The 13523-nt window shown below is 55.6% G+C and carries 12 protein-coding genes; 8 read left to right on the forward strand and 4 right to left on the reverse strand.

Features of this window, described 5'->3' with window-relative positions; all coding sequences use genetic code 11:
* Nucleotides 1-186 precede the first annotated feature (186 nt).
* The gene (locus QLG09_RS19860; protein WP_049022528.1) at nt 187-1053 is read right to left on the reverse strand and encodes an aldo/keto reductase family oxidoreductase; all 867 of its coding nucleotides are present in this window, start codon (nt 1051-1053) and stop codon (nt 187-189) included.
* Between the two features lie 144 nt (nt 1054-1197).
* Here QLG09_RS19860 and QLG09_RS19865 point away from each other — a divergent pair, with 144 nt between their 5' ends.
* Nucleotides 1198-2859, forward strand: coding sequence for a methyl-accepting chemotaxis protein (locus QLG09_RS19865; RefSeq protein WP_044858599.1), 1662 nt, complete (start codon nt 1198-1200; stop codon nt 2857-2859).
* Between the two features lie 37 nt (nt 2860-2896).
* Here QLG09_RS19865 and smrA read toward each other — a convergent pair whose 3' ends face one another.
* Together smrA and QLG09_RS19875 are read right to left on the reverse strand one after the other, a co-directional pair.
* The gene (gene smrA / locus QLG09_RS19870) at nt 2897-3460 is read right to left on the reverse strand and encodes a DNA endonuclease SmrA (protein WP_020884302.1); all 564 of its coding nucleotides are present in this window, start codon (nt 3458-3460) and stop codon (nt 2897-2899) included.
* A 355-nt stretch (nt 3461-3815) separates the two neighbouring features.
* Entirely contained in the window at nt 3816-4727 is a 912-nt protein-coding gene (locus QLG09_RS19875; RefSeq protein WP_014169834.1) for a LysR family transcriptional regulator, read from the reverse strand.
* A gap of 175 nt (nt 4728-4902) precedes the next feature.
* On the opposite strand from QLG09_RS19875, the gene QLG09_RS19880 reads away from it, so the two are divergent.
* From QLG09_RS19880 to uspE, 7 genes are all read left to right on the forward strand, one after another.
* Complete coding sequence (locus QLG09_RS19880; RefSeq protein ID WP_063156053.1) at nt 4903-6213, forward strand: M20 family metallo-hydrolase; 1311 nt, start codon at nt 4903-4905, stop codon at nt 6211-6213.
* Nucleotides 6213-7658, forward strand: coding sequence for a M20 family metallopeptidase (locus tag QLG09_RS19885; RefSeq protein WP_047955515.1), 1446 nt, complete (start codon nt 6213-6215; stop codon nt 7656-7658). Before QLG09_RS19880 ends, QLG09_RS19885 begins: the two co-directional genes overlap by 1 nt.
* A gap of 44 nt (nt 7659-7702) precedes the next feature.
* Entirely contained in the window at nt 7703-9229 is a 1527-nt protein-coding gene (gene abgT / locus QLG09_RS19890) for a p-aminobenzoyl-glutamate transporter (RefSeq protein WP_020884305.1), read from the forward strand.
* Between the two features lie 10 nt (nt 9230-9239).
* On the forward strand, nt 9240-9755 hold the full coding sequence (gene ogt, locus QLG09_RS19895) for a methylated-DNA--[protein]-cysteine S-methyltransferase (RefSeq protein WP_020884306.1): 516 nt from the start codon (nt 9240-9242) through the stop codon (nt 9753-9755).
* 183 nt (nt 9756-9938) lie between these two features.
* Nucleotides 9939-10691 carry a fumarate/nitrate reduction transcriptional regulator Fnr gene (fnr, locus tag QLG09_RS19900; protein ID WP_014070017.1) on the forward strand — a complete coding sequence of 251 codons (753 nt, stop codon included), beginning with the start codon at nt 9939-9941 and terminating at the stop codon, nt 10689-10691.
* 176 nt (nt 10692-10867) lie between these two features.
* Nucleotides 10868-11020 carry a hypothetical protein gene (locus QLG09_RS19905; RefSeq protein ID WP_223398027.1) on the forward strand — a complete coding sequence of 51 codons (153 nt, stop codon included), beginning with the start codon at nt 10868-10870 and terminating at the stop codon, nt 11018-11020.
* A 110-nt stretch (nt 11021-11130) separates the two neighbouring features.
* Nucleotides 11131-12081 carry a universal stress protein UspE gene (gene uspE / locus QLG09_RS19910; protein WP_014169827.1) on the forward strand — a complete coding sequence of 317 codons (951 nt, stop codon included), beginning with the start codon at nt 11131-11133 and terminating at the stop codon, nt 12079-12081.
* A 51-nt stretch (nt 12082-12132) separates the two neighbouring features.
* On the opposite strand, the gene pntB is transcribed toward uspE, so the two are convergent.
* Nucleotides 12133-13521 carry a Re/Si-specific NAD(P)(+) transhydrogenase subunit beta gene (pntB, locus tag QLG09_RS19915; protein ID WP_025204333.1) on the reverse strand — a complete coding sequence of 463 codons (1389 nt, stop codon included), beginning with the start codon at nt 13519-13521 and terminating at the stop codon, nt 12133-12135.
* Nucleotides 13522-13523 lie beyond the last annotated feature (2 nt).

Below are 13523 nucleotides of genomic sequence, written 5' to 3' on the forward strand. Positions count from 1 at the left end.
TATGGACAAGGATCAAGGTCCTTTACGAGGGTTACCCCAAACGCATTGAAGTGTGAGCGGATTTAATTCAGCCGTATCCTGCGCATCGGCGAAAGAATAGCCAGATAACGCCTGCGGCAACGACATCCAGGTTTCAACCGGTGCAAAAAAGCCCAAAGCACTGCTTTGGGCTTATGCTTGTCTGGCTTAATCCGCCAGCGAATCAAGCGTTTCCAGCGCGTCAGCCGGGAGTACCAGCTCCGCCGCCGCAAGATTTTGTCGCAGATGCGCCACGGAGGAGGTGCCGGGGATCAGCAGGATGTTCGGCGAACGTTGCAGCAACCACGCCAGCGCGACCTGCATTGCCGTTACGCCCAGCGAATCAGCGACCGCCTGCAGCCCGGATGATTGCAGGGGTGTAAAACCACCCAGCGGGAAGAACGGCACATACGCAATCCCCTGCTGCGCCAGCGAATCCACCAGCGCATCATCGCCACGGTTCACGATGTTGTACATGTTCTGCACACACACCACCTGCACCATCTTCTGCGCTTCCGCAACCTGGGTGGCCGTGACGTTGCTCAGGCCAATATGGCGCACCAAACCTTGCTGTTGTAACTCGGCCAGCGTGGTGAGAGGTTCAGCAATTGAGCCTTCTGCTGGCCCGTGTGCGCTGAACATGATGCGCAGATTAACCACGTCCAGCACATCCAGCTGCAGATTACGCAGGTTGTCATGTACCGCCTGCGTCAGTTCCTGCGCGGAGAAGGCCGGCAGCCAGGAGGCATCACTGCCGCGACGGGCACCGATCTTGGTGACGAGCGTCAGATCGTCGCGGTACGGATGAAGCGCCTCGCGGATCAGCTGGTTGGTGATATGCGGCCCGTAAAAATCGCTGGTATCAATGTGATTCACCCCAGCAGCCACCGCTTCGCGGAGCACATCCAGCGCGGCATTTTTGTCCTTTGGAGGACCAAACACGCCCGGCCCGGCAAGCTGCATCGCGCCATAGCCAAGCCGTTTAACCGTCCGCGACCCCAGTGCGTACGTCCCGCTTTTATCAATGCTGCTCATGTCGACCTTCCTCATAAAAATGATCCGGATTTACAACGAGTTCCATAACAGACCCCGTAGTTAAGCGCGAGTTAAATTAAAGTTTAATTTCTCTACGACGATAGTATTTGTGTAACCCTGCATCTTCTCTAACGGACGACCGCTATGCTGAAAAATCTGCACGTGATTACCGGTATTATCTTTGCTCTCACCATATTCTGTCTGTTGCAAGTTGTCACGGGAGGGTTGTTCTACTCTGCCGTCAGCAACGACCGCCATAACTTCCAGAACTCCGGGGTGCTCAATGCCCAGCAGGAGAGCCTGAGCGACAGCGTGAACACGCTGATCAAAACGCGCGTCACCGTCACCCGCGTGGCGATCCGCTACCTGAAAAACCAGCGTGACCCGGCGTCCCTTGCGGCGATCAACAAACTGCTTGGCACCGCGGCTGATTCTCTGGCTAAAGCTGAAGCCTATAACAAAGAGTGGCAGAAAATGCCGCAGGTTAACGGCCAGAACGCGGCATTAACCGACGAAATGCAGAAATCATGGAGCCAGATGCATGAAGTAATGCGTCTCTCCATTGCGTATCTGCGTGCCGACAACTACCAGGCCTATGGCGATCTGGATGCCCAACAGGCCCAGGACGATATGGAAGGGGTTTATAACCGCTGGCGCGCCGAAAACAACACCCTGCTGAAAGCCGCAACCGAAGAGAACCAGAGCAGCTTTACCCAGATGCAATGGACGCTGGCAGCGATCTTCCTGGCCGTTATCGCGGTGCTGGTGGTGATCTGGCAGGGTTTACAACACCTGCTGTTAAAACCGCTCCACATGATTATGAACCATATTCGCGCCATTGCGGGCGGCGATCTGACGCAGGATATCGCCCTGTCTGGCCGCAATGAGATGGGCCAGCTGGCGGCGGGTCTGCATGAGATGCAGCAGTCGCTGGTGACCACCGTCAGCGCCGTGCGTGGTAGCACCGACTCCATTTACACAGGCGCAGGTGAAATTGCCGCCGGAAGCAACGATCTGTCTGCCCGCACCGAGCAACAGGCGGCTTCGCTGGAGGAGACGGCTGCCAGCATGGAAGAGCTGACCGCTACGGTTAAACAGAACTCCGACAACGCCCGTCAGGCTACGCTACTGGCGAAGAACGCTTCAGAAACGGCGGCCCGTGGCGGTCACGTGGTGGATAACGTTGTCCGTACCATGACCGAAATCGCCGACAGCTCGCAGCAAATTGCGCACATTACCGGCGTGATTGACAGCATTGCCTTCCAGACAAACATTCTGGCGCTTAACGCGGCGGTGGAAGCTGCGCGTGCCGGGGAGCAAGGTCGTGGCTTTGCGGTAGTCGCAGGTGAAGTCCGCACGCTGGCCAGCCGCAGTGCGCAGGCGGCGAAAGAGATCAAAGGGCTGATTGAGAACTCCGTCAGCCGGGTGAATACCGGTTCAGAGCAGGTCAGCGAAGCGGGCGCAACCATGAAGGAGATTGTCGCTGCCGTGACCCGCGTGACCGATATCATGGGCGAGATTTCGTCGGCGTCCGATGAACAGAGCCGCGGCATCGAACAGGTGAGCCTGGCCGTTTCGCAGATGGACAGCGTCACACAGCAAAACGCCGCGCTGGTACAGCAATCCGCCACGGCGGCGGCGGCCCTGGAAGATCAGTCGGAACAACTGCGCCAGGCTGTGGCAGCGTTTCGCCTGAACGGAAAGGAAAAAGCCACCGCGCCCCGCCCGGCCACGGTGAAAACCCCACAGCTGTTACGCCCGGCAACGGCCGACACCGCCACCGACAGCAACTGGGAAACCTTCTGAGTGACAGGCGGGCGAACGTCTCGCCCGCCAGAAGCACTTAACGGCTGCGCTTAGCGTGCCGTTCCCAGTTCTCCTGTTTCGCTTCGTCAGACTTTCGTAGCGAAACATAGCATGCTCCGCTGCCGCCGTGATGCGGCAGCGCCACGCAAAAGGCCTGCACTTCCTCGAACTCGGTTAACCAGCGCGCCAGATAACTGCGTACCACGTTGGGATGAGCGTTCTGCTCCCGCCCTTTTCCATGAATGATCACCAGGTTACGTAATCCATCGCGTCCAGCCTGGCGGATAAAGGAAAACAGCATCTGCCGGCAACGCTCGGCGGGCTGGCGTAACAGATTTAAGCTGGCCTGGCGGGAATATTTACCCGAGCGGAGCTTATCAATAACGCCCTGTTGCACCCCTTCCCGTCTGAACGCCAGCGGCTCCTCCAGGGGCAGAAGTTCCAGGAAGCCCAGGGTCAGGAAGTTATCCAGTTGCTCGGTATCAATCTCCTGACGCGTTCGCGTGTTGCGGCTCGGCTGCCAGTGAATATCCGTGCAGCGCTTCAGGGGCTGGATACCCTCCATGGCGTCAAGAAAAAGTGATTTGTCGTCAGGGTTCATGGACATCCTCCCGCTACATCTGAGCCTGTACTATACCTGCGCCAGGCATGGGCCTCAATAACCGCTACCCCAGGATGGGGGCATAAACATTAACCTGATGAATATAAAAATTATTTCTCCGCATAAGTTAAACGCGACTTAACTTAAATTTCAGCACACATAAAACAGAAAGTTTAGGTTAAAAAAATGTGGAATCAATGATGCTAAAACATATCTTTTTGAGGGTTGGCTGTTATAATTAAATAAACCTGCTTCACGGATATAACATTCAGGATCTGCGAAGGGAAGCACTGCTGTGTGTTGTAGGGTCTGTCTGATGTCGGACAGGCTCTGTTTTTTTATTTTACTCCCCGCTTCACTCCGATACTATTTTCCGCGCCTCTCTTCTGAATTGCGTAATTAACGATTCGGTCAGGGGTGTCTGACGAGAATCACGGCGCTGAATTAAATAATAGGCCGCTTTAGGTAGCGATTCGACAACGGGCAGCATAACCAGACGGTGCGCCAGCAGCGGGTCACAGCCCAGTTCCTTTGGCAGGATACTTAAAAAATCACTTTGTGCAACAAGACTAATGCAGGAAGAAAACGTTTCGCAAACAACGTCAATGCGCGGTATTTGCGAGCGATGAGTAAAAACATCTTCTAATTGCTTATAATAACTCCCGCGTGGCGTCGGCATTGTCCAGTTATAATTCAGCAATTCGGTAATGGATGTCGCGCCCGTCGCCGGATGCCCTTCCCGACAAAATACGGCGAAAGGCTTTTCGAACAATTTTTCAAACGTAAACTCATGATCGTACGGCCCCTGATAATAGGTATTGATGGTGAAATCCAGCTCGCCCTGGCGTAATTCATTGATCATCGACACCAGTTGCCCTTCCATAATCCGGACTTTTACCTGCGGATGTTGTGCATGAAAGCGGGTGATCACCGCGGGCATAAGGCTTCGCGAAATACTGGCTCCCATTCCAATATTAATCTGTCCGGCCAGTTCCCCCTGGCGCTGGCGGATATCATCCTGCGCCGCGCGTAACTCTTCCAGAATCAGCCTGGCGCGCGAGTAAAACCCTTCCCCACACTCGGTCAATGCGACGCCTTTACTCCTGCGCACAAAAAGCTGCGCCGCCATCCCCTCTTCCAGCTCTTTGATCGATTTAGTCAGCGCCGGTTGCGAAAGATTAAGCGTCCTGCTGGCACCGCGGATACTGCCCTGACGCGCGACTTCAACAAACGCCCGGATTTGATGAAATTTAATCTGAAATGACATAGCCCGACCGATAACCGTTGTTTATCAGAGTAAAGAAACTGTCATCTACTTTAATGGAAATGGATGTGCGAGGGTAATTCCTGAACGGTTAAAACTGTGAAAAAACGGTTAGTGATAAGTAAAAACTATCACAGCGTGAAGCAGTTCACATATTTTAATGATGACAGGAACAGATATGGAATCACTGGCGCAGTACATCCAGACATTAGCCCCACAACTGAGCGCATGGCGTCGCGATTTTCACCATTTCGCGGAGTCCGGATGGCTCGAATTTCGCACGGCGGCGAAAGTCGCGGAAATCTTAGACCAGTTGGGTTATTCGCTGGCGATGGGCCGCGACGTGGTAGACGCCGAAAGCCGTATGGGATTACCCGATGACGCCACGCTGGCGCGAGAGTTTGCCCGCGCCCGGGCGCAAGGCGCACCAGAGAAATGGCTGGCCCCGTTTGAAGGGGGATTTACCGGCATTGTGGCGACCCTGAATACCGGCCGCCCAGGACCGACGCTGGCGTTTCGCGTGGATATGGACGCGCTGGATTTAAGCGAAGCACTCGATGACAGCCATCGCCCGTTCCGCGACGGATTTGCCTCCTGCAACCCGGGGATGATGCACGCCTGCGCCCACGATGGTCACACCACCATTGGTCTGGGGCTGGCGCACGTGCTTAAGCAGAATGAATCGCAACTCAATGGCACCATCAAACTGATCTTCCAGCCTGCCGAGGAAGGCACCCGAGGCGCTCGCGCCATGGTGGCTGCCGGGGCGCTCGACGATGTGGACTACTTCACCGCGATTCACATTGGCACCGGTGTGCCCGCCGGTGTGGTGATCTGCGGCAGCGATAATTTTATGGCCACCACCAAGTTCGATGTGCATTTTACCGGGGTTGCCGCACACGCCGGCGGTAAACCGGAGGACGGCCGGAATGCCCTGCTCGCCGCAGCTCAGGCCGCTATCGCGCTTCACAGCATTGCCCCACACAGCGAAGGTGCATCGCGGGTGAATGTCGGCGTGATGCAGGCCGGCAGCGGACGCAACGTCGTGCCGGCTAACGCCCTGCTCAAGGTTGAAACCCGCGGCGTAAGCGAAGCCATTAACCAGTACGTCTTTGAACGCGCGCAGGCCGTGATTACCGGTGCGGCGGCACTCTACGGCGTGAGCGTCGAGATGCGTCTGATGGGCGCCGCCACCGCCAGTGCCCCTACACCGGCCTGGGTAGATTATCTGCGCCAGCAGGCAAGCCAGGTGACCGGCGTGGTGCAGGCCATTGACAGAGTCAACGCCCCCGCAGGTTCCGAAGACGCGACGCTGATGATGGCCCGCGTGCAACAGAACGGCGGAATGGCGTCGTATATGGTGTTCGGTACCGAGTTAAGCGCAGGTCATCACAATGAAAAATTTGATTTTGATGAGCAGGTCATGAACCTCGCTATCGAAACGCTGGCGCGCACTGCGCTTAATTTCCCGTGGACGCGAGGTGTGTAATGCAGGAGAACTACGCTTTTATTGCCGATGCCATCGACACGCGATGTCAGCTGTTAACCGACATTGCCGACGACATCTGGGATCACCCTGAAACGCGTTTTGAAGAGTTCTGGTCCGCGGAACGGATTGCCGGCGCGCTGGAAGCGGAAGGTTTCAATCTGACCCGTGAAGCCGGCGGGATTCCGAATGCCTTTATCGCCAGCTTCGGCAGCGGTAAACCCGTTATCGCCCTGCTGGGGGAATATGATGCTCTGGCCGGATTGAGCCAGCAGGCACACTGCGCGACGGCACAGTCCGCCACGCCGGGTGCCAACGGCCACGGCTGTGGCCACAATTTGCTGGGAACGGCAGCGCTGGCGGGTGCCATTGCGGTGAAAAGCTGGCTGGAGCAGCACGGGGGGAGCGGCACCGTGCGTTTCTACGGCTGTCCTGGTGAAGAAGGTGGTTCAGGGAAAACCTTTATGGTGCGCGAAGGTTTGTTTGATGACGTTGATGCCGCCGTCACCTGGCACCCTGAAGCATTTGCCGGCATGTTTAACGTCAGCACGCTGGCCAATATTCAGGCCGCCTGGCGGTTTCACGGCGTGGCGGCGCATGCTGCTAACTCGCCACATCTGGGGCGTAGCGCGCTGGATGCCGTAACGCTGATGACCACTGGCACCAATTTCCTCAACGAACACATCATTGAGAAAGCGCGCGTTCATTACGCTATCACCGATACCGGTGGAATCTCACCCAACGTGGTGCAGGCGCAGGCTGAAGTGCTGTACCTGATCCGCGCGCCGGAAATGGCCGATGCGCAGCAGATCTACGAACGTATCGAGAAAATCGCTCAGGGCGCGGCAATGATGACCGAAACCACCGTTGCGTGTCGCTTTGATAAAGCCTGCTCCAGCTACCTGCCCAACCGCACGCTCGAAGCGGCGATGTATCGCGCCCTGCAGCATTACGGCACGCCGGAGTGGACGGAAGAGGAGCGCCAGTTTGCGCAGGATATTCGTGCCACGCTAACGCCAAATGACCTGCAAAACAGCCTGAAGAACATTGCCGCGACGGGGGGAGAAGCCGGTAACGCTTTTGCGCGCCGTCAGCAGGAGATGTTACTGACAGATGAGGTCGCACCTTACGCCATTACCGATAACGTACTGGCCGGGTCAACCGATGTGGGCGATGTCAGCTGGAAAATGCCGGTGGCACAGTGTTTCAGCCCCTGCTTTACCATCGGAACGCCTTTGCATACCTGGCAACTCGTGGCTCAGGGGCGAACCTCGATTGCTCATAAGGGCATGCTGCTGGCCGGAAAAGTGATGGGCGCAACCGCGCTAAATCTGCTCCAGGATGCAACGCTGCTGCAACAATGCCGGGAAGAGTTCGAACAACAAATCACCGAAAAACCGTACGTGTGTCCGATTCCGTCAGGCGTGACACCGTCACCTTTAAAATAATAAAACACAACACAACAACACAACAACAGTCCCGAGGAACGCCCATGAGTATGTCTTCCATACCTTCGCATTCCCCATCCGGTAAGCTCTATGGCTGGGTTGAAAGGATCGGCAATAAAGTGCCGCACCCTTTCCTGCTTTTTATCTGGTTGATCGTGGTTTTAATGGTGGCGACAGCGGTGCTGTCCGCCTTTGATGTCAGCGTGCGCAGTCCGGCCGATGGCAGTATGGTGGCGGTCAAGAACCTGTTGAGTGTCGAAGGGTTGCACTGGTTCTTACCGAATGTGGTTAAAAACTTCAGCGGCTTCGCCCCGCTGGGGGCCATTCTGGCGCTGGTACTGGGCGCCGGGCTTGCCGAGCGTGTCGGTCTGTTACCGGCGCTGATGGTGAAAATGGCCTCCCACGTCAGCGCACGTTACGCCAGCTACATGGTGCTGTTTATCGCCTTCTTTAGCCACATCTCCTCTGATGCCGCGCTGGTGATCATGCCGCCCATGGGCGCTCTGATTTTCCTCGCCGTCGGACGCCATCCCGTGGCGGGTCTGCTGTCGGCGATTGCGGGCGTAGGCTGCGGCTTTACCGCCAACCTGCTGATCGTGACCACCGATGTCCTGCTCTCAGGCATCAGCACGGAGGCGGCCAAAACCATCGACACCGCGATGCACGTCAGCGTCATCGACAACTGGTACTTTATGGCCAGCTCGGTGGTCCTGCTGACCCTGGTGGGCGGACTGATTACCGATAAGCTTATAGAGCCGCGTTTAGGGAAATGGGAAGGCCGAAGCGATGAGAAGCTGGAGACGCTGAGTAAAGAGCAACGCGTTGGCCTGCGCGTGGCAGGCGTGGTCTCGCTGGCGTTTATTGCCGCGGTCGCGCTGATGGTGGTACCGGAAAACGGCATCCTGCGCGATCCGGTTAAACATACCGTTCTCCCCTCGCCGTTTATTCAGGGCATTGTGCCGCTGATTATTCTGTTTTTCTTTGTCGTTTCGCTCGCCTATGGGATCGCCACCGGCAAAATTCGCCGTCAGGGCGATCTGCCGCAGCTGATGATCGAACCCATGAAAGAGATGGCGGGCTTTATTGTGATGGTGTTCCCGCTGGCGCAGTTCGTGGCGATGTTTAACTGGAGCAACATGGGCAAATTTATGGCCGTGGGGCTGACCGATGCGCTGGAAGCGGCGGGGTTAAGCGGCGTCCCGGCATTTGTCGGCCTTGCGCTGCTGTCGTCACTGCTGTGCATGTTTATCGCCAGCGGCTCGGCTATCTGGTCGATTCTGGCCCCCATCTTTGTGCCGATGTTTATGATGCTGGGGTTCCACCCGGCGTTTGCCCAGATCCTGTTTCGTATCGCAGACTCCTCCGTCATCCCCCTGGCACCGGTCTCACCGTTTGTTCCGCTGTTTTTAGGCTTCCTGCAGCGCTATAAACCAGAGGCAAAACTGGGTACCTACTATTCGCTGGTTTTACCCTATCCGCTTATCTTTTTAGGGGTATGGCTGGTGATGCTGGTGGCATGGTATCTTGTCGGTCTGCCGATTGGGCCGGGGATTTACCCAAGGCTGCACTAAAGGATTAACGATGCTGAGATTACTCGAAGATAAAATTGCCACGCCGCTTGGTCCACTGTGGGTGATTGCAGACGAGCAGTTCTGTCTGCGCGCCGTTGAGTGGGAAGAACACAGCGACAGGATGGACACGTTGCTCAACGTGCACTATCGCGCGCAGGGTTATGAACGTATCAGCGCCACCAACCCCGGCGGCCTGAGCGACAAACTGACGGCGTACTTCGAGGGCGATCTCAGCATCATTGACACCCTGCCGACCGCCACGGCAGGCACACCTTTCCAGCGCGAAGTGTGGCAGGCGCTGCGCAGTATTCCGTGCGGACAGGTCATGCATTACGGCCAGCTCGCCGGGCAGCTCGGCCGTGCCGGCGCGGCCCGCGCGGTCGGCGCGGCAAATGGCGCTAACCCCGTCAGTATTGTGGTCCCCTGCCACCGCGTGATTGGCCGCAACGGCACCCTGACCGGCTATGCCGGTGGCGTGCAGCGCAAGGAGTGGTTACTGCGTCACGAGGGGTATCTCCTGCTCTAGTTTCCAGGCTTTTAGTGCTTAATTTTCTTCCGGTTAGGCTAAAAATCCATAATCAAGCTGTGGAATTTCAAGAAGATGGCAACAGGTTGCCGTCTCTTGTCCTTATTGATGGTTTGGCAGGCTTACGTACTTACCAAAAAGATGTTAAAATTGACCAATATCAATTAAGGCTTGAGCAAACCTATGATCCCGGAAAAGCGAATTATACGACGCATTCAGTCTGGCGGTTGTGCTATCCATTGCCAGGATTGCAGCATCAGCCAGCTCTGTATCCCGTTTACTCTGAATGAGCATGAACTCGATCAGCTTGATAATATCATCGAGCGCAAAAAGCCTATTCAGAAAGGGCAGACGCTGTTTAAAGCGGGAGACGAACTGAAATCGCTCTATGCTATCCGTTCTGGCACCATCAAAAGCTACACCATCACGGAACAGGGTGATGAGCAGATCACCGGCTTCCATCTGGCGGGTGACCTGGTTGGCTTTGATGCCATCGGTACTGGCCATCACCCGAGCTTTGCTCAGGCGCTGGAAACCTCAATGGTTTGCGAAATCCCGTTTGAAACGCTGGACGATCTCTCAGGCAAAATGCCCAATCTGCGTCAGCAGATGATGCGTCTGATGAGCGGTGAGATCAAAGGCGATCAGGACATGATTCTGCTACTTTCCAAAAAGAATGCAGAAGAACGCCTGGCCGCGTTTATCTATAACCTCTCACGCCGCTTCGCGGAGCGCGGTTTCTCCCCGCGTGAATTCCGTCTGACCATGACGCGTGGCGATATCGGTAACTACCTGGGCCTGACCGTGGAAACCATTAGCCGCCTGCTGGGTCGTTTCCAGAAAAGCGGAATGCTGGCCGTTAAGGGTAAATACATTACCATCGAAAACGGTGAAGCTCTGGCCGTTCTTGCCGGTCACTCCCGCAACGTGGCATAACGCCTCCGCATGATTGATGCCAGGCCGATAAATTTTTATGATTTATTGGTCTGGTACGTCACCACTTCCGTTTCACCACGTTTCCCTGGCACCGCCCCACTCAGTCCCTGAAAGGTTCTTGTTGAGGTTATGAATTGAGAGAAAGTTTATTTTTCGTTTCAGTCGTTATCGCCTCAGTGACCTTCATATTCATCTGGATCATGCTTGTCGGGCCAATGAAGGGTGAAGAAAAAACCTACGTACAGGATTCAACGACGTTTGCGATTGCGGTGATGGTACTGCTGTTGATTGCCTTTATCGCGGTAACGACAACGGTTCTTTTTCTGTGACAGATTTTCATGATTTATTGATCTGACAAAAACTTCCCCCCTGTTTCATTCAAGATATATAGGTTACTCTTTTAATTACAGACTGTGGTGACAGTAGTAAGGAGACCTGTATGGCAAAGTATCAAAACATGCTGGTGGCTATCGATCCTAACCAGGACGATCAGCCGGCATTACGACGTGCTGTGTATCTACATCAACGGATTGGTGGCAAAATCAAAGCGTTTTTGCCGATCTATGACTTCTCTTATGAGATGACCACCCTTCTGTCGCCTGACGAACGCACCGCAATGCGTCAGGGAGTGATCAGCCAGCGTACCGCGTGGATCCGTGAACAGGCCAAATATTACCTGGAAGCGGGTGTTCCTATCGATATTAAAGTGGTCTGGCATAACCGACCTTTCGAAGCCATTATCCAGGAAGTGGTCGCCGGTGGGCACGACCTGTTGCTGAAAATGGCGCACCAGCACGACAAGCTGGAATCCGTGATCTTTACCCCTACCGACTGGCACCTGCTGCGTAAATGCCCTTGCCCGGTGTGGATGGTAAAAGACCAGCCGTGGCCAGAAGGCGGCAAGGCCGTCGTGGCGGTCAACCTGGCGAGCGAGGAGGATTACCACAATTCGCTCAATGAAAAGCTGGTCAAGGAGACGATCCAGCTTGCCGAGCAGGTTAACCACACTGAAGTCCATCTGGTGGGCGCTTACCCGGTAACACCGATTAATATTGCTATCGAGCTGCCTGAATTTGACCCGAGCGTGTATAACGATGCGATCCGGGGGCAGCACCTGCTGGCCATGAAGGCGTTACGCCAGAAATTCAGCATCGATGAGAAAATGACACATGTGGAAAAAGGGTTGCCTGAAGAGGTGATCCCGGATTTAGCAGAACATCTGCAGGCGGGGATTGTGGTACTGGGTACCATTGGCCGGACCGGTATTTCTGCCGCGTTCCTGGGCAATACCGCCGAACAGGTGATCGACCATCTGCGCTGTGACCTGCTGGTCATCAAGCCGGATGAGTATCAAACACCGGTTGAACTGGACGACCCGGAAGACGACTAAGTTCAGACATAAAAAAAACCGCCGGAAACGGCGGTTTTTTTTGTCGCTGATTTACAGCGATTTCAGAATCGCATCGACACTGGCTTTTGCATCGCCAAACAGCATGTGCGTGTTCTCTTTGAAGAACAGCGGGTTCTGAACCCCTGCATAACCGGTATTCATGGAACGTTTGAAGACAATCACGTTCTGCGCCTTCCACACTTCCAGAACCGGCATACCGGCGATTGGGCTACGCGGATCGTCCTGCGCCGCCGGGTTAACGGTGTCGTTGGCACCAATAACCAGGACGGTGTCGGTATCGGTGAAATCATCGTTGATCTCATCCATCTCCAGCACGATGTCGTAAGGCACTTTCGCTTCCGCGAGCAGCACGTTCATGTGGCCTGGCAGACGCCCCGCTACCGGGTGAATGCCAAAGCGAACCTTGATACCACGCGCACGCAGCTTCTCGGTGATCTCCGCAACCGGATACTGAGCCTGCGCCACCGCCATGCCGTAGCCTGGGGTAATGATGACCGAGTGTGAGTTTTTCAGCATCTCTGCGGTATCTTCCGCGGTGATCTCACGGTGCTCACCCACTTCTTCGTCAGAACCGGTTGAGGAGCCGTCAGAACCAAAGCCACCCGCGATAACGCTGATAAACGAACGGTTCATCGCCTTACACATGATGTAAGACAGGATCGCACCAGAAGAACCGACCAGCGCACCGGTGACGATCAACAGATCGTTGCTCAGCATGAAGCCAGCTGCTGCCGCGGCCCAACCGGAGTAGGAGTTCAGCATGGAGACAACCACTGGCATATCGGCACCACCAATGGAGGCCACCAGGTGCCAGCCAAAGGCCAGGGCAATCAGGGTCATCACCAGTAACGCCAGCACCTGCAGGCCCACGCTTTCAGTGCGCACGAAGACCACCAGCAGCACAAAGGACACGACCAGCGCCGCCAGGTTCAGCTTGTGACGGTTTGGCAGCATCAGCGGTTTAGAAGAGATCTTACCGCGCAGTTTGCCGAACGCGACAATTGAGCCGGTGAAGGTCACCGCACCAATGAAGATGCCGAGGAACACTTCCGTCAGATGGATGTTGACCAGAATCGGTTCCAGACCGGGTGTGTGGTACAGATAGCTGTTGAAGCCCACCAGCACCGCCGCCAGCCCCACGAAGCTATGCAGAATGGCCACCAGCTCCGGCATCTCGGTCATTTCAACGCGTTTCGCCAGGCGAATACCAATCGCGCCACCGATGATCATCGCCACCAGGATCCATGCAACGTTGCCGGTGTCCGGCCCGAAGATGGTGGCAATCAGCGCAATCGCCATCCCGGCGATACCAAAGTTATTTCCCTGCTGAGACGTTTCGTGTTTGGAAAGTCCCGCCAGACTGAAAATAAACAGGATTGCAGCAACAATGTATGCGGCTGTGACTAATCCTCCAGACATAT

This window comes from Enterobacter sp. V89_11, from assembly GCF_029967775.1.
In the GTDB taxonomy this organism is placed as follows: domain Bacteria; phylum Pseudomonadota; class Gammaproteobacteria; order Enterobacterales; family Enterobacteriaceae; genus Enterobacter; species Enterobacter ludwigii.

What these genes read in the sequence shown, in the direction of transcription:
- QLG09_RS19885 (WP_047955515.1), top strand. Translation starts at nt 6,213, where the DNA reads ATGCAGGAGAACTACGCTTTTATTGCCGATGCCATCGACACGCGATGT.
- pntB (WP_025204333.1), bottom strand. Translation starts at nt 13,521, where the DNA reads ATGTCTGGAGGATTAGTCACAGCCGCATACATTGTTGCTGCAATCCTG.
- QLG09_RS19875 (WP_014169834.1), bottom strand. Translation starts at nt 4,727, where the DNA reads ATGTCATTTCAGATTAAATTTCATCAAATCCGGGCGTTTGTTGAAGTC.
- fnr (WP_014070017.1), top strand. Translation starts at nt 9,939, where the DNA reads ATGATCCCGGAAAAGCGAATTATACGACGCATTCAGTCTGGCGGTTGT.
- ogt (WP_020884306.1), top strand. Translation starts at nt 9,240, where the DNA reads ATGCTGAGATTACTCGAAGATAAAATTGCCACGCCGCTTGGTCCACTG.
- abgT (WP_020884305.1), top strand. Translation starts at nt 7,703, where the DNA reads ATGAGTATGTCTTCCATACCTTCGCATTCCCCATCCGGTAAGCTCTAT.
- smrA (WP_020884302.1), bottom strand. Translation starts at nt 3,460, where the DNA reads ATGAACCCTGACGACAAATCACTTTTTCTTGACGCCATGGAGGGTATC.
- QLG09_RS19865 (WP_044858599.1), top strand. Translation starts at nt 1,198, where the DNA reads ATGCTGAAAAATCTGCACGTGATTACCGGTATTATCTTTGCTCTCACC.
- QLG09_RS19880 (WP_063156053.1), top strand. Translation starts at nt 4,903, where the DNA reads ATGGAATCACTGGCGCAGTACATCCAGACATTAGCCCCACAACTGAGC.
- QLG09_RS19860 (WP_049022528.1), bottom strand. Translation starts at nt 1,053, where the DNA reads ATGAGCAGCATTGATAAAAGCGGGACGTACGCACTGGGGTCGCGGACG.
- uspE (WP_014169827.1), top strand. Translation starts at nt 11,131, where the DNA reads ATGGCAAAGTATCAAAACATGCTGGTGGCTATCGATCCTAACCAGGAC.